Source organism: Leisingera sp. ANG-M6, from assembly GCF_000813905.1.
Classification (GTDB): domain Bacteria; phylum Pseudomonadota; class Alphaproteobacteria; order Rhodobacterales; family Rhodobacteraceae; genus Leisingera.
Map to the genome: position 1 here is coordinate 169542 of NZ_JWLG01000002.1, position 14966 is coordinate 184507.

At 63.2% G+C, this 14966-nt stretch carries 12 protein-coding genes; 6 read left to right on the forward strand and 6 right to left on the reverse strand.

The window, feature by feature from the left end:
- Positions 1–13: 13 nt before the first annotated feature.
- The 4 genes from RA24_RS01310 to RA24_RS01325 all read right to left on the reverse strand — a co-directional run bounded on the left by RA24_RS01310 (position 14) and on the right by RA24_RS01325 (position 4938).
- Positions 14–877 carry a carbohydrate ABC transporter permease gene (locus RA24_RS01310; RefSeq protein WP_039189202.1) on the reverse strand — a complete coding sequence of 288 codons (864 nt, stop codon included), beginning with the start codon at positions 875–877 and terminating at the stop codon, positions 14–16.
- A complete protein-coding gene (locus tag RA24_RS01315; protein WP_039189205.1) occupies positions 877–1977 on the reverse strand; it encodes an ABC transporter ATP-binding protein in 1101 nt (366 codons plus the stop codon). The genes RA24_RS01310 and RA24_RS01315 overlap by 1 nt, the downstream gene beginning before the upstream one ends.
- Positions 1978–1984: 7 nt before the next feature.
- Complete coding sequence (locus RA24_RS01320; protein WP_039189206.1) at positions 1985–3049, reverse strand: ABC transporter ATP-binding protein; 1065 nt, start codon at positions 3047–3049, stop codon at positions 1985–1987.
- A 155-nt stretch (positions 3050–3204) separates the two neighbouring features.
- Complete coding sequence (locus RA24_RS01325; RefSeq protein WP_019298159.1) at positions 3205–4938, reverse strand: ABC transporter substrate-binding protein; 1734 nt, start codon at positions 4936–4938, stop codon at positions 3205–3207.
- Positions 4939–5205: 267 nt separating this feature from the next.
- Between RA24_RS01325 and RA24_RS01330 the strand changes: the two genes are divergently transcribed.
- Together RA24_RS01330 and RA24_RS01335 are read left to right on the forward strand one after the other, a co-directional pair.
- Positions 5206–6324 carry a THUMP domain-containing class I SAM-dependent RNA methyltransferase gene (locus tag RA24_RS01330; protein ID WP_039189210.1) on the forward strand — a complete coding sequence of 373 codons (1119 nt, stop codon included), beginning with the start codon at positions 5206–5208 and terminating at the stop codon, positions 6322–6324.
- A gap of 98 nt (positions 6325–6422) precedes the next feature.
- A complete protein-coding gene (locus tag RA24_RS01335) occupies positions 6423–7223 on the forward strand; it encodes a TIGR03084 family metal-binding protein (RefSeq protein ID WP_039189213.1) in 801 nt (266 codons plus the stop codon).
- Between the two features lie 63 nt (positions 7224–7286).
- Here RA24_RS01335 and RA24_RS01340 read toward each other — a convergent pair whose 3' ends face one another.
- Complete coding sequence (locus tag RA24_RS01340; protein ID WP_039189215.1) at positions 7287–8138, reverse strand: 2-dehydro-3-deoxygalactonokinase; 852 nt, start codon at positions 8136–8138, stop codon at positions 7287–7289.
- Between the two features lie 849 nt (positions 8139–8987).
- Here RA24_RS01340 and RA24_RS01345 point away from each other — a divergent pair.
- The 3 genes from RA24_RS01345 to RA24_RS01355 all read left to right on the forward strand — a co-directional run bounded on the left by RA24_RS01345 (position 8988) and on the right by RA24_RS01355 (position 12026).
- Entirely contained in the window at positions 8988–9677 is a 690-nt protein-coding gene (locus RA24_RS01345; RefSeq protein WP_052269502.1) for a sugar transferase, read from the forward strand.
- Between the two features lie 73 nt (positions 9678–9750).
- Positions 9751–10668 (forward strand): CpsD/CapB family tyrosine-protein kinase, encoded by a 918-nt coding sequence (locus RA24_RS01350; protein WP_052269503.1) that lies wholly within the window; start codon positions 9751–9753, stop codon positions 10666–10668.
- 116 nt (positions 10669–10784) lie between these two features.
- Complete coding sequence (locus RA24_RS01355) at positions 10785–12026, forward strand: chain-length determining protein (RefSeq protein WP_039170529.1); 1242 nt, start codon at positions 10785–10787, stop codon at positions 12024–12026.
- Positions 12027–12091: 65 nt separating this feature from the next.
- Here RA24_RS01355 and RA24_RS01360 read toward each other — a convergent pair whose 3' ends face one another.
- The gene (locus tag RA24_RS01360; RefSeq protein WP_039189221.1) at positions 12092–13462 is read right to left on the reverse strand and encodes an oligosaccharide flippase family protein; all 1371 of its coding nucleotides are present in this window, start codon (positions 13460–13462) and stop codon (positions 12092–12094) included.
- Positions 13463–13699: 237 nt separating this feature from the next.
- Between RA24_RS01360 and RA24_RS01365 the strand changes: the two genes are divergently transcribed.
- Positions 13700–14908 (forward strand): glycosyltransferase, encoded by a 1209-nt coding sequence (locus RA24_RS01365; protein ID WP_039189224.1) that lies wholly within the window; start codon positions 13700–13702, stop codon positions 14906–14908.
- The last annotated feature ends 58 nt before the right edge of the window (positions 14909–14966 follow it).

The following is a 14966-nucleotide window of genomic DNA, read 5'->3' on the forward strand; positions in this document are numbered from 1 at the left end:
CTGGATCCCTCCCTTAGTTCAGATCGTCCTTGGTCATCAGCGTGTAGAACAGCCAGGAGACCAGGAGCGTGATTGCGAAATAGATGAGCGACATGGCCGCAGCGGGGCCGAGGTCGAACTGGCCAAGCGCGATTTTCACCAGGTCGATCGACAAGAGCGTGGTGGAGTTTCCGGGACCGCCGCCTGTCAGCACAAACGGCTCGGTGTAGATGTTGAAGCTGTCCATGAAGCGCAGCAGGATGGCGATGGTCAGCACCGTTTTCATCTTGGGCAGCTGGATGAACCGGAACACCGCCCAGTTGGAGGCGCCGTCGATCTTGGCCGCCTGGTAATAGGCGTCAGGGATCGACACCAGGCCGGCATAGCTCAGCAGCACCACCAGCGAGGTCCAGTGCCAGACGTCCATGGTGACGATGGTCACCCAGGCCGCAACCGGATCCTGTGTCATGTCATAGGAGATGCCCAGCACATGGTTCAGGAAATAGCCCAAGAGGCCAATGTCGGGCAGGGTGAAGATGTTCCACATCGCACCGACCACGTTCCACGGGATCAGCATTGGCAGCGCCATCAGCACCAGGCACACCGGCACCCAGAACCCCTTGCGCGGCATCGACAACGCAATGGCGATGCCCAGCGGCACCTCAATGATCAGGATCAGGAAGGTGAACATGAACTGGCGGCCAAGCGCCGCGTGGAAACGGTCGGAGCGCAGGATCTGCTGGAACCAGTCCAGCCCCTGCCAGAAGAACACGTTGTCGCCAAAGGTCTCCTGCACCGAGTAGTTGACCACCGTCATCATTGGAATGAGCGCGTTGAAGGCGACCAGCGCCAGCACTGGCAGGACAAAGAACCAGGCTTTCTGGTTTTCGGTTTTCATCAGGCTGCTCCTTGTTCGCCGGTGGCATTGGCCGGGGCGGTGGCAAGCCAGCCGTCCACATAAAGCCGGGTCATGTCCTGGCGGAAGGCCAGATGCACAGCGCTGCCCTTTTTCGGTGCGGCGCCTTCGGTCACGGCGTTGATGCGGCAGCCGCCGGCCTCGCATTCCACCACCGTGTGGCGGCCGATGTCAGAGACTTTGGTGACCGTGGCAGGCAAGCCGTCGCCTGCCAGCGACACGAACTCCGGTCGGATGCCGATCTCGGTCCGGCCGTTTGCGGCGCCCTGTACGGGGCCTTCCAGTGCAATCTGTTGGCCAGCAAAGATCGCGGCACCGTGCTGCAGCTCGCAAGGCAGGATGTTCATCCCGGGCGAGCCGATGAAATGGCCGACAAAGGTGTGCGCGGGGCGCTCGAACAGCTCCACCGGCGTGCCGATCTGCACCACCTCGCCCAGCTGCATCACCACCACCTGATCGGCGAATGTCAGCGCCTCGGTCTGGTCGTGGGTGACGTAGATCATCGTCGCCTTCACCCGCTGGTGCAGCTCCTTCAGCTTGGAGCGCAGCTTCCACTTCAGGTGCGGGTCGATCACAGTGAGCGGTTCGTCGAACATCACCACGTTGACGTCCTCGCGCACCAGGCCGCGGCCCATGGAGATTTTCTGCTTGTTGTCGGGGCTGAGGCCCGCCGCCTTCTGCTCCAGCATCTCGGTGACTTCGAGCATCTCGGCAATCGCCATCACCCGCTGGTGCACGGTGGCCTCGTCCCGGCCGCGGTTGCGCAGCGGGAAGGCCAGGTTGTCGTAAACCGTCATGGTGTCGTAGATCACCGGGAACTGGAACACCTGGGCGATGTTGCGCTGATCCGGGGGCAGGGCGGTCACGTCTTTGCCGTCGAACAGGATCTGGCCCTCGGACGGCACCAGCAGGCCCGAAATGATGTTCAAGAGGGTGGATTTGCCGCAGCCTGAGGGGCCGAGCAGCGCATAGGCGCCGCCGTCGGTCCAGTCGAGATCGATTTCCTTCAGCGCGTAATCCGAGTCGGATTTCGGCGTCGAAAGGTAGCTGTGGCGCAGTTTGGAGAGAGTTATTTTAGCCATTGATGCCTCACGCCGCGCGGCTGCCGTCGGGGGCAAAGAAATATGCCTGCGCGGGGTCCATGTAGAAGTCGTGCAGCTCACCCACGCGGTAGGGGTGAACGCCGTGGGCCAGCGAGACCCAGCTGCCGGAGCCCATGTCGAAATGGGCAGAGCTTTCGGAGCCGGAGAGTTCGGTCACCTGCACCTGGCCTGACAGCTGCACATCAGCGCCGTTGCGGGGCTGCGGCAACACATGGTGCGGGCGGATCGCGATGGTATAGGTGCCATCGGCCAGACCGGCTGCGTCGCCAGCCAGCTCCCAGGTGACGCCGGCGCCCAAGCGGGCCATGCTGCCCTGCTTGGTGATCTCGGCGGTGTTGATCGGCGGATCGGAGAACACCCGCGCCGCATCGACATTGCCGGGGTTGCGATAGATTTCGGCAGTGGGGCCGAACTGGGTCACGCGGCCGTCGCGCATCAGCGCGGTCTTGCCGCCCAGAAGCAGCGCCTCTTCGGGTTCCGAGGTCGCATAGACCACCACCGCACCGCGGCCTGCAAACAGTTCGGGCAGCTGGTCGCGCAGCTCCTCGCGCAGTTTGTAGTCGAGGTTGGCCAGCGGCTCATCCAGGAACACCGCGCGGCTTTCCTTGGCGATTGCACGGGCCAGGGCGCAGCGCTGCTGCTGACCGCCGGACAGCTCGTGCGGGCGGCGGTGCAGCATCGGTTTCAGCTGCAGGATTTCCGCAGCCTCTTCGACGCGGCCTTCGATTTCCGACTTCGCCATTCCAGCCACCTTCAGCGGCGAGGCGATATTTTCGAAAACCGTCATATGCGGGTAGTTGATGAAGAACTGATGCACCAGGCTGATGTTGCGCTTCTGAGTGCTGAGACGGCTGACATCCTCGCCATCCATCAGCACCTGGCCGCTGGCCATCGGGTCGAGGCCCGCCATCAGTTTAATGAGTGAGGTCTTTCCGGAGCCGGTGGCGCCGAGGAGGACGTTAAAGTGACCGGGCTCCAGCAGCAGGGAGGTTTCCTTGATGTGCTGAATGGCGCCGACGCGCTTGGTCACACCCTTGAGTTCGAGTGCCATCTTGCTTTGACTTTCTGGCAGGCGGCCTGTTTGCGCGCGGGGCAGGGGCGCGCTCTGATCTTTGGGAAGATGGCCCCGGATGACGGAAGAGGGTCTCCGGGGCCAGGATAGCCCGGCCAGATGATGGGGATCGTTGGCCGGACCGGGAGGAGGCCTTAGTTGGTTGCCCAGCGGGCCACCAGCTCGTCATAGTTGACGGTCTGGCCCTGCGGCTTCTCGTTCTCCAGCGGGGCTTTGGCGCCGCCATTGGCGTACCACCACTCCGCGTCTTTCTCTTCGTTCAGGCGCGGGCCGCAGCCGCCATAGACATTCGCCTGCTCGTCTGCACGCTGCATACGGCCCATGGTGATGTCCATTTCCTCGGCCAGACGGTCCATCGCTTCCTGCGGCGTGAAGGCGCCGGAGTTCACGTCACCGATCTGCTGCCACCAGATCTGGGCCAGCTTCGGATAGTCCGGCACGTTGATGCCGGTCGGCGACCATGCCACACGGTCAGGCGAGCGGTAGAACTCGACCAGGCCGCCCAGCTTGGGTGCGCGCTCGGTGAAGCTCTCGTGGTTCACGGAAGAGTCGCGGATGAAGGTCAGACCAACGTGCGATTTCTTCACGTCCACGGTCTTGGACACCACGAACTGGGCATAAAGCCAGGCCGCCTGGGCACGGTCCAGCGGGGTGGACTTGAGGAAGGTCCAGGAGCCCACGTCCTGATAGCCGACCTTCTGGCCTTCTTCCCAGTAGGGGCCGTGCGGGCTGGGCGCCATCCGCCACAGCGGGTTGCCGTCGCCGTCGACCGTGTTGTTGCCTTCGGACTGCGGCTTCACCATGTCGGCGGTGAAGGCGGTGTACCAGAAGATCTGCTGTGCCACGTTGCCCTGTGCCAGTGCCGGCAGCGACTGGTAGAAGTCATAGGACGCGGCACCCGGAGGCGCGTATTTGCGCAGCCATTCGTCCCACTTGCGGATCGCATAGACCGCTGCCGGGCCGTTGGCGGCGCCGCCGCGGGTCACGCTGGCACCAGCCGGGTTGCAGGAGCCTTCTTCCATGCGGATGCCCCATTCGTCGATCGGCACGCCGTTCGGCTCGCCTTTCGAGCCGGCACCGGCCATTGACAGCCACGCATCGGTCATCCGCCAGCCAAGGTCCGGCGCGCGCTTACCGTAATCCATGTGGCCATAGATCGCGGTGCCGTCGATTTCCTTGACCTGCTCGCTGAAGAACTCGGCGATGTCCTCATACGCGGACCAGTTGACCGGAACGCCCAGGTCATAGCCGTATTTTTCCTTGAACGCGGCCTGCAGGTCTTCGCGGTCGAACCAGTCCTTGCGGAACCAGTAGAGGTTCGCGAACTGCTGGTCGGGCAGCTGGTACAGGTCGCCGTCCGGGCCGGTGGTGAACTGGGTGCCCATGAAGTCATCCAGGTCGAGGCCGGGGTTGGTCACGTCCTTGAATTCGCCCGCCATCATGTCGGTCAGGTTGTACGCCAGCTGCAGTCGCGAGTGGGTGCCGATCAGGTCGGAGTCATTGACGTAGCCGTCATAGAGGTTCCGCTTGGTCTGCATCTGGGTCTGCACGGCCTGGACGACCTCGCCTTCACCCAGGATCTGGTGGTTCACCTTGATGCCGGTGATTTCCTCAAACGCTTTGGTCAGCACTTCGGATTCATAGCTGTGCGTCGGAATGCCTTCCGACAGCACGTTGATCTCCATGCCTTTGTAAGGTTCCGCGGCCTTGATGAACCACTGCATCTCTGACAGCTGTTCATCCTTGGTCAAAGCCGACGGCTGGAATTCTTCATCAATCCATTTTTTGGCCGCCATTTCGTCGGCATAGCCAATTGATCCCGCAACCACCGCACAAACGGCTGCTGCGGAGAGAAGATACTTACGCATCTCTTCCTCCCTGAAAGTCTCTTGAGGCCAGCTGCGCGTTGCCTGCACCTGACTGGCATAGAGCTTTCATAGGTTGGATTGCATTGTCAAACTAATTTTTTAGTAATGCTTATTGTATTGAATTCATTTGGAAATTGTTTCCTCTGTTGAGCGTCAACGCTATGCCGCAGCGCGGCATCTGCGGTTGTAACGCAACGGCAGTTTCTCTCATGGCGCGACCGGAAAAAACAGTCGCCGCGGATCTGCTTTGCGTCTAAGGAGGGCAGCATGACGCAAGAAAGCACATTTGAGATCTTCCTGACCGCACCGCCGGGACTGGAACAGGCGTTGCTGGCTGAGGCCAAGGAACAGGGTTTTGCCAGTCCAATGGCTGTGCCGGGCGGGGTCACGGTGCAGGGCGATTGGCGCGAGGTCTGGCGCGCAAACCTGTGCTTGCGCGGCGCTGCGCGGGTGCTGGCGCGGATCGGCGAATTCCGCGCCTTCCATCTGGCCCAGCTCGACAAACGGTCGCGCAAGTTCCCCTGGAGTGACGTGCTGCGTCCGGATGTGCCGGTGAAGGTGGAGGTGTCCACCAACAAGAAATCCAAGATCTACCACGCCGGCGCCGCTGCCCAGAGGGTGGAAAAGGCAATTGCCGAGACCCTCGGCGCCCCCGTCACCAAGGACGCAGAGCTGACGGTCAAGCTGCGCATTGAGGACAACCTCTGTGTCTTCAGCGTCGATACCTCGGGCGAGGGTCTGCACAAGCGTGGCCACAAATCCGCTGTTGGCAAGGCGCCGATGCGGGAAAATCTCGCTTCCCTGTTCCTGCGCGAATGCGGTTTTAACGGCAGCGAGCCTGTGGTCGATCCGATGTGCGGCTCCGGCACCTTCGTGATCGAGGCGGCAGAGATCGCCAAGGGCCTGCTGCCCGGCCGCAGCCGCAACTTTGCCTTTGAGCAGCTGGCAACCTTCGATGCAGACGCCTGGGCAGAGCTGAAGCAGCAGGGCGAGGCGCGCGAAACGGACATCCTGTTCCACGGCTCGGACCGCAACGCGGGTGCCGTGGAGATGGCCGCTGCCAACGCGGACCGGGCGGGCGTGGACGATTGCACCCGATTTGCACAGGCCGCGGTCAGCGACCTGCAGCGCCCGGATGGCCCGCCGGGCCTAGTCATCGTCAACCCGCCCTATGGCGCCCGGATCGGCAACAAGAAACTGCTCTATGCCCTTTACGGCGCGTTGGGGCAGGTGCTGACGGAGCGGTTCTCCGGCTGGCGGGTGGGCATTGTCACCTCGGAATCCAGCCTCGCCAAGGCGACCAACCTGCCGTTCCTGCCGTTCGGCGCGACTGTGGCCCACGGCGGGCTGAAAATCCGTCTGTTCAAGACCGCTCCGCTACCCTGAGGCGGCCGCCCCGGCGGCTTATTTTGTGACGCTTGGTCTCTGTTTCCGGCCTGCGCCCGGCCCGGCTATCCTGCCAGGCGGAGCATTAGGGGAGAACTATGCAGCAGGCTGAAGATTTCCGCGCCGAAAGCCGCACCCTGGCAGCCATCCTTGAGGAACTGCCGGAGGCGGAGTTTCACCGCGCAACTCAATTCAAAGACTGGACCATTGATCATGTGCTGGGGCATCTGCACCTGTTCAACGCTGCGGCAGAGGCCTCGCTGAAAGGGGAGGGCGCCTTTACCTCCTTCATCGCGCCGGTCCTGCAGGACATGCAAGCTGGGCGTACCATCCTCGAATGCCAGTTTCCCTGGCTGGACGGCCTCAGCGGCCGGGCGTTGCTTGCGGCCTGGCGTGAAGGGGCGGAGCGCTGCGCCGATGCATTCGCTGCGGCAGATCCCAAGGCGCGGCTGAAATGGATCGGGCCGAACATGAGTGCGCTCAGCTCTATCACAGCACGGCAGATGGAGACCTGGGCGCACGGGCAGGAGGTGTTCGACCTCTTGGGGCATGAGCGGCAGGAGCAGGACCGCATCCGCAACATTGCGCATCTGGGGGTAGCCACATATGGCTGGAGTTTCCGCAACCGCGGGCTGGACGTGCCGGAGCCAGCGCCCTTTGTCCAGCTGACCGGGCCTTCGGGAGCGCTCTGGGAATGGAATGCCCCGCAGGACGCGAACTATATCAAAGGCTCTGCGGTGGAGTTTGCACAAGTTGTCACTCAAGTGCGCAATATCCAGGATACCCGGCTGCAGGCCGTTGGTGCAGCAGCGGAAAACTGGATGCGCATCGCACAGTGCTTTGCCGGACCGCCGGAAACCCCGCCCGGCAAGGGTGCGCGCTTCAGGACCGGCCGCTGAAGTTTTGGCGCTGCGGGTTCTGGAAGCCCCGAAGTACGCCCATGCCGCAAGCCGGTGCCGCGATCAGTTCGCGGCCCAGGCCCGGGTCAGCCCTTCCAGCGTCATGCGCAGCGGGTCTGCCACGGTGACCGGCAGCCCTTGGGCCTCCAGCGCCGCGGCATAAAGCGGCTGCAGCGGCGCTTCAGCCAGCAGCGCCAGGTTCTGGCCCAGCCAGTAGGGGCGGGCAGCAGCCAGCTCCGCCCCCAATAGGAGCCCCCAGAGCCGTCCCCGCGCTGTGTCCGCCTGCAACTGCCCCAGCGCGGCGTCCGCCTGCAAAGACGCCAGCCGCGCTGCCAGCAGTTCCGGTTTGGCAATGCCGTCGGCTGCCGCCTCAGCAAGCGCTGCCTTGCTGCAGCTGCCTGCGGCTTCCAGCGCCATTGGCTGCGCAACCGCAGCCGCCAGCTGCCCGGTAAGCGCGCTTTGAAAGCTGACTGCTTCTCTGGCACTGACCTGCACCCAATGGGTCACACCGGTGTCCGGCAGGCAGACCACGCCGTCCCAGTCCGGGTTCAGCTGCAAGAAGCCGCTCAGCCGGGCAGCGGCACCCTGTATCAGCCCGCACGGCGCAGACTGGCTCAGCCCTGGCAGGGCATGAACGGTCAGCTCCTCCAGCGGGGCTGCCGTCAAAGGCAGGTCTGCAGGAACGGCGGGCACTGGCTGCGCAGGCACCAGGGTGCTGCCACCCAGCACTACCGGCAGTGCCCCGCCTGCCAGCAACTGCCGTAAACCGGCAGAAAGTTTATCCGGGCCGTTGCCGGGCAGGTGCAGCCGCTGTGCCGGGCCTGCAGTGCTGCCGGTCATGGTCCAGGCGGTCAGTGCGGTTCCGTCCAGGTTGGCGGCCAGCCAGCTGGCGCCGCTGCCGGGAGATTGCATCATGGCTACACCCCTTCTGCCATCGCTTTGCTGAGGCTTATGGCTGTGTTTCCGGTTTCCGGCAAGTGTGCGGCCTGCCGGTTCACAGCGAGGAGATGCAGGAATACAGGGACTTTCTGCAATATTCATGCTCCGCACTGTTGCCGTTCAATAGGGCAATTGCGGTATCGATTATTTAACCGCTCTTCCCCATTCCCGGGGAATTGCAATATCCACCGGCAATAGGCTATCAGCAGGCGAGTGCTTTCTGTTGGCCCCGATTTTCAGGCTGCTGTGCAGTTGGTACCGTCTCTGGCAGATGGGTTTACTCCGCTCGGTTCCGAATAAGTTGAGGGTGGCAAGGGACATTTTCCCGCGGCTTCGCGGCCTGGAAAATTCCCGAAAGCAGCGGAACATTGATTCCGGGAAACGTCCGACCTCTTGCGGAAACAATTCTAATCACTCTTCTTCCATTGTTTCCTGATTCTTCCTGTGCAAGGCGCAGTTTGAGGGCGTTTTGCGGGAAAATGAAAATTTTGCGCGCAATTGTCTAAATTTGTCCTAATTAGGGCGGAGTGCTGCAACGCACCGCCGCCAGGGGATTGGGCGGCATTAAAAAAAAAGCGCGGGCGCGTGGGGGCGTGCCCGGTTTTGAACCGGAAAATCAGTAGCGGCATTCCGCGGCCAGTGGCTTGCGGGCTGTCAATGTGAGTTTTGAATGACCGCCGCAATCAGCGGCGGCCCGGCCGGGCAAATGGCTGGAACGAGGGGTGTGGAATGAAAGACATGGTTCCCGGAGGGGCGGGGCTGTCTTTAGTGCACGTTGATGCGGAAGGCGGACGGTCTGCAACGGCCGTTCCCCTGTTCAATTCTATGCATTTGAAGGCAGCAAACATGAATGCCTCGCTGAGCGGCCTTTCACCGGCTCGGCAAGCCGTAAAGGGCGCTGGCGGCGGAGCATACGCCGGCGGCGGTAAACGCGGGCTGGACGTGCTGCTGGTGCTGCTGAGCCTGCCTGTGGTTCTTCCGCTGATCGCTCTTTGCGCTGCTGCGCTGGCGCTGGAGGGCGGCCGCCCCTTCTACACTCAGGCACGGCTGGGCCGCGGCGGTCAGGTGTTCCGCATTCTGAAACTGCGCACGATGGTGCGGGATGCTGACTTGCTACTGCAGCACTACCTGGACACTGACCCGGCTCTGCGCCGGGAATGGGAGGAAACTCAAAAGCTGAAGAACGATCCGCGGATCACCCGGGTCGGGCGGTTTCTGCGCGCCACCTCGCTGGATGAGCTGCCGCAGCTTTGGAACGTGGCCAAGGGGGACATGAGCCTGGTCGGACCGCGGCCGATGATGCCGGAGCAGCTGCCGTTATATGGCGATGCGCGGGCCTATTTTGCCTTGCGGCCGGGCATTACCGGCGCTTGGCAAGTGTCGGTTCGCAATGAGGGCAGCTTCGCCAGCCGCGCGCAGGCGGATGCCGACTACAAGCGCGGTTTGTCATTTACCGGGGATCTGTCGCTGATCTGGCGGACCGTCGGTGTCGTGCTGAAAGGCACGGGATATTAAGGCCTGTTTGATCTGTTGTCCGGGCCGTCAGGCGCATGCAGCAGATCAGCCAGCCATTGCAGGGAGCAAGGTTGTGAAGCATTTTGCGTCATCAGAAGCCGTCACCGCCAGCCCGGTGCGCGGCCCGCAGAAGACACAGAAGGACGACGAGGACGTCATGACCGAGCAAGGTTTTAAGCGGTTCCGCCGCCGCGCGCCGGCGGATGCCACACCCTCCGCTGCCGCGGAGGAACGTCCCTTATCTGCCCCCGCCTCATCTGTTGCCGCCCAGTTGCCCGCCACCCTGCCGGAGCCTTGGGACCGGATCCGCCAAGTCCCGTTTGATGCAGAGGCAGACGGGTCGCGTTGCCTGCCTCTGGTTAGCCGCTTACGCACTGCGCCCGCGTCCAAGTCCTTTGACCTGTTGCGCACTCGGCTGCTGCACACTCTGAAGGCCCGCGGCTGGAAGCGGGTGGCGGTGACGGCCCCTGCCGGGGGCTGCGGCACCACGTTCTCGGCGGTCAACCTGGCGCTTAGCCTGGCAAGAGTGCCGGGCAGCCGGACCGTGCTGCTTGACATGAATTTCCGCCGCCCTGGGGTGGCACAAGCCATGGGGATACCGGTTCAGGCGGAAATGAACGCGTTTTTGTCCGGCGCTGCCCCGATGGAAGAGCACTTGCTGCGCCCGCTGCCGTCGCTGGCGGTTGGCCTGAACAGCGCGGCGGATCAGAACGCCGCCGAAATCCTGCACAGCCGCAGTTGCAGCGCCGCTTTGGACGAACTGATGCTTCGCAGCGGTGCCGATACCGCGCTGTTTGATCTGCCGCCGGTGCTGGAGCATGACGACACTGCCGCCGTCCTGCCGCAGGTGGACGGTGTGCTGCTGGTCTCTGATGGCACCAGCACCACCGCCGCGCAGCTGGCCGCCTGCGAAAAAGTGCTGGCGGGACACACTCAGCTTTTGGGCGTGGTGCTGAACCGGGCGCGCAAATCCGACTGCCCCCTGCACTGAAGACGCAAACGCCATAGTTTCGCCTGTTTGCTATGGTGTAAAACCGGGCGGCGGTCCGTATGAGGCCGGCTGGCATTTGAACACACCGGGCACCCCGGCAGCATGAGAGCAGACAGATGGGGCCGATTTATTCTCTGGGTGATTTTCTGGACATGGTGCAGCGCAGGCTGTTCATGATCGCCTGCGTTTTTGTCCTCGGCTGCCTGGTGTCACTGTGGTTCGCCGCCAGTCAGCAGCATGAATATGAAACCGCCGAGGTACTTCAGATCACCCAGCCGCAGATCGCCGGCGAGCTGGCCAAATCCACCGTCGAAGGCTCCTCTGCCCGCCGTATGCAGCTGATCGAACAGCGTCTGATGGCCCGTGGCACCCTGCTGGAAATCATCGAAAAATATGGCATTTACGCTGACCAGAACGCCTTGACCGATCTGCAAAAGGTCGTGCAGCTGCGGACTTCCGTGCAGATTACGGGCGTTGCAGCCGCTCGCGAAGGCTTTGCCGACGACGGCACTATTTCGGTACTGACCATTACCGCCCGGATGCCAACCGCAGAGCAGGCCCAGCAGGTCGCCAGCGAATTCGGGCGCCGCACCATAGAACTCAGCATCGCCACCCGCATCGACCAGGCCCGCGAAACGCTCAGCTTCTTTGCAGAAAAGGAAGCGGCCCTGGCGGATCAGGTCGCGGCGCTGGAGGATGAGATCGCCGCCTTTCGCAACGCAAATGATGTGACCTTGCCTGGCACAATTGAATTCCGCCGGGCCGAAATCGCCGCGATGAACGAGGGTCTCCTGGAAATCGCCCGCGAGCGGATCGAGATCCGCCGCGCTGCTGATCAGGCCCAGACTACCGAACGCCCTGCAACTGCGCGGCGCATGCAGGAAGAGGCCGAGCAGCAGCTGGCCACGCTGGACGCCCAGGAGGCACTGCTGACCCAGCGCAAGGCCGGGCTTGAGGCGTCATTGCAGACCACCCCGGAGGTGGAGCGCCAGCTGGGCGCCTATGACCGGCGGCTGGCGCAGCTGCAGGGGGAGCTGGCGCAAATGACGGCCCGCCGCAACGAGGCTGAGGTTGGGTTCCGGCTGGAGACCAGCCGTCAGGCAGAACGGCTGACGGTGATTGAGCCGGCACCTCTGCCGGACTACCCGGTGACCGGTGCCCGTAAAACGAAGGCGCTTATGGGCGCGGCGGTCAGTGCGATTCTTGCCCTGCTGGCTGCTTTCTTGCAGGAACTGCGCCATCCGGTGCTGCGCACCGCCGTACAAATGGAGCGGGAGACCGGCCTGGTACCGGTGGTGTCCATCCCTGAAATGGACACGCGCCCGCCGCGCCGCGGGCTGTTCCGGCGCAAGGCGTAGGAAATTTTGTCTGAAATCAGCAACCGTTAGCTGGCCGATGGGTCAGTTTTCCCTGGTTATTGAGATCAGGGTGTTCCCAGCGCCCCCGCCATTGCAGTTACCTCTGCCCAATGCCAATGCAGCGCCGCCCCGCCAGCGGCCAGTGTCAGCAGCGCATAGCCAGTATCATGCAGGGGATCCCAGACGTGATGCCTGCGCGCCAGCCGCACCAGCACCGGGTAAGCCCCCAGCATTGCCAGACCCAGCGCCGTAATGCCGCCTGCCAGCCCGAACCAGGCAACCCCGCCCAGAAACATGACTGTCTGCAGGCAGGCCCGCGCGGCGGAGAATACAAAGAACCCGCGGCTATCGCCAGCAGCTAGTGCCGCTTGATCATATGTCATGGTGATCACCGCAGGGGCCAGCGCCAATGCAATCAGCACGATCATAGGCCCGGCTTGCATGTACCGGTCATCATACAGCAGATGAACCAGCCATGGCCCGGCCCAAGCCATCACCAGAAGCAACCCGAGGATACCACCGGTCAGCCCGCTGCGCAGCTGCCGCTGCCGCCGCAGATTCCCCGGCGCCGCCTGTGCGGGCTTGTCGCGATACACAGGGATCATCAGCCGCTGGTTCACCGCATGACCCAGCAGCATCGGAAAACTCGCCAGGAAATAGCCGATGTTGTAGACACCCAGCACCTCCAAGCTGACAAATTTCCCCAGGATCGCCCGGTCCCCTTGCGAGGTTAGAAACCAGAACGCGGTGGACAGGAAAATCCACTTGCCGAAATGGATCAATTCCCGCGCCGCGGCCTTCTCCCAACGGAAGCGGTTGGCCGCCCCCGGCAGGCCGTAGTGGCACAGCGCCAGCTTGGCTGCGGCCTGAATGACCCCGCCCAGCACCAGCGCGATCACCGATTGCGTAGCCAGCGCCAGCCCGACCATCGCCGCCAGTCCGATCACCTGGCCCGCCAGATCCAGCACCGTAACCCGCCCCGCCAGAAGATGCCGGTGTGCGGTCTCGATCCGGGTCGGGTTGAAGCCGGCAACCGCCAGCCCCGCTCCCGCGATGGGCAGGTAGATCAGCAGCTCCGGAGTGCCATAGAACGCGGCCGCAGGCCAAGCCAGCAGAGCCGTCAGCGCCCACAACCCGAACCCCCGGATCACCTGAATGGTCCAGGCCGTATCAAGAAACGCCGGATCGTCACCCCGTTTGTTCTGGGCAATCGACGGCCCGATACCCACGTCGGAAAACAGCGACAGCCCCACCGTCACCACCGTAACCAGCGCCATCATACCGAAGGCTTCCGGGAACAGGATGCGCGTCAGGATCAGGTTAGAGGCCAGCCGCAAGGCCTGGCTGCCGCCGTATCCGATCATCAGCCAGGAGGCGGAGCGCAGCACCCGCGCCATCATCCCCTGACCGGCAAAAAGAGAAGCAACCCGCTGCATGTCGGCGCATTTCCCCAAAGGTTCAGTGCCGAAGGCTAGGCGGGCCGGGCAGGGGCGTCAATTGTACGGACTGCCTTCGGGCTTATAAGCTGCACAAGCGCGGAAAATACCTCAACAATCCTGGCGTCTGTGCTGCATTCTCCACGCCTCCGGGACAAGCGGTACCGGGTGCTGGGCAAGCCGCCAAACCGACGCTAACCTGCCGCGGATACATGCACTTGCAGGGAACCCGCTGCGTTGAAAATCGCCTATGTTCTGAACACTTATCCGCAGCCCTCGCACAGCTTCATCCGCCGTGAACTGCAGGCGCTGGAACATCAGGGCTTGGAGGTCCTGCGCCTGGCGATGCGCCCTTCCGAAGCATCGCTGGCCGATCCGGGCGATCAGGCCGAGGCCGCTCGCACAGAGTATGTGCTGAAGGCTGGCGCGGCCGGTCTTCTGGCCGCCTTGACGCGAGATGCTTTGGCAGGCCCGCTCCATTTTACAAAGGCGCTGAGGCTGGCTTTCAAGCTGGCGCGTGCTTCGGACAAGGGCGTCTTGCGGCATCTGGTCTATCTGGGTGAAGCGGCCCATGTGAAACAGCGCTGTCAGGCAGAAGGCGTGCAGCACATGCACGCCCATTTCGGCACCAATTCCGCGGCGGTGGCGATGCTGGCGCATGTGCTGGGCGGCCCTGGCTACAGTTTCACCGTGCACGGGCCAGAGGAATTCGACGCCCCCCATGCGCTGTCACTGGGCGAGAAGATCAGCCGCGCCGCCTTCACCGTGGCAGTCAGCAGCTTCGGTAAAAGCCAGCTGAGCCGATGGGCGCCTTTTGGCAAATGGAACAGCCTGAAGGTGGTGCATTGCGGCATCGAAGCGAAACACTTCGCGGACCCGGCACCGCTGCCGCAAGGGCCGCTGCGGCTGGCGGCTATCGGGCGGTTTGTGGAACAGAAAGGCCAAATGGTGCTGGTCCGCGCCATGGCGCAGCTGGTGGAGCATATCCCGGATGTGCATCTGGCGCTGATCGGCGATGGTGAAATGCGTCCGGAACTGGAGGCGGCAATTGCCGACCTTGGGCTGCAGCGGAATATCACCCTCACCGGCTGGCTGGCAGAGGACGGCGTGCGGGCTGAACTGGCCCGCGCCCATGCGCTGGTGATGCCCTCCTTTGCCGAAGGCCTGCCGATGGTGGTGATGGAGGCAATGGCCGCCGCCCGCCCGGTAATTGCGACCTATATCGCCGGCACGCCGGAACTGGTGGTGCCGGGGCAGACCGGCTGGCTGGTGCCTGCGGGGGACGCGACTGAACTGGCTCAAGCAGTACTGGATCTGGCGGAAACCCCCGAGGAGCAGCTTGCCGCAATGGGGCAGGCGGGGCGCATTCGGGTGTTGGAGCGCCACGACAGTGGAATCGAAGCCGCAAAGCTGACCGCGCATTTCCGCGAGGCAATCAAACAATAAACGGCACCTCCCGCCCGCCGCCTGCGCATCTGAAGATGCACCGCTCCCGCTGAGCCTG

Excerpts from the sequence above, each read along its gene's own strand:
- RA24_RS01360 (WP_039189221.1), bottom strand. The coding sequence starts at position 13,462 with ATGCAGCGGGTTGCTTCTCTTTTTGCCGGTCAGGGGATGATGGCGCGG.
- RA24_RS01355 (WP_039170529.1), top strand. The coding sequence starts at position 10,785 with ATGGGGCCGATTTATTCTCTGGGTGATTTTCTGGACATGGTGCAGCGC.
- RA24_RS01320 (WP_039189206.1), bottom strand. The coding sequence starts at position 3,049 with ATGGCACTCGAACTCAAGGGTGTGACCAAGCGCGTCGGCGCCATTCAG.
- RA24_RS01330 (WP_039189210.1), top strand. The coding sequence starts at position 5,206 with ATGACGCAAGAAAGCACATTTGAGATCTTCCTGACCGCACCGCCGGGA.
- RA24_RS01345 (WP_052269502.1), top strand. The coding sequence starts at position 8,988 with ATGCATTTGAAGGCAGCAAACATGAATGCCTCGCTGAGCGGCCTTTCA.
- RA24_RS01335 (WP_039189213.1), top strand. The coding sequence starts at position 6,423 with ATGCAGCAGGCTGAAGATTTCCGCGCCGAAAGCCGCACCCTGGCAGCC.
- RA24_RS01315 (WP_039189205.1), bottom strand. The coding sequence starts at position 1,977 with ATGGCTAAAATAACTCTCTCCAAACTGCGCCACAGCTACCTTTCGACG.
- RA24_RS01340 (WP_039189215.1), bottom strand. The coding sequence starts at position 8,138 with ATGATGCAATCTCCCGGCAGCGGCGCCAGCTGGCTGGCCGCCAACCTG.
- RA24_RS01325 (WP_019298159.1), bottom strand. The coding sequence starts at position 4,938 with ATGCGTAAGTATCTTCTCTCCGCAGCAGCCGTTTGTGCGGTGGTTGCG.
- RA24_RS01310 (WP_039189202.1), bottom strand. The coding sequence starts at position 877 with ATGAAAACCGAAAACCAGAAAGCCTGGTTCTTTGTCCTGCCAGTGCTG.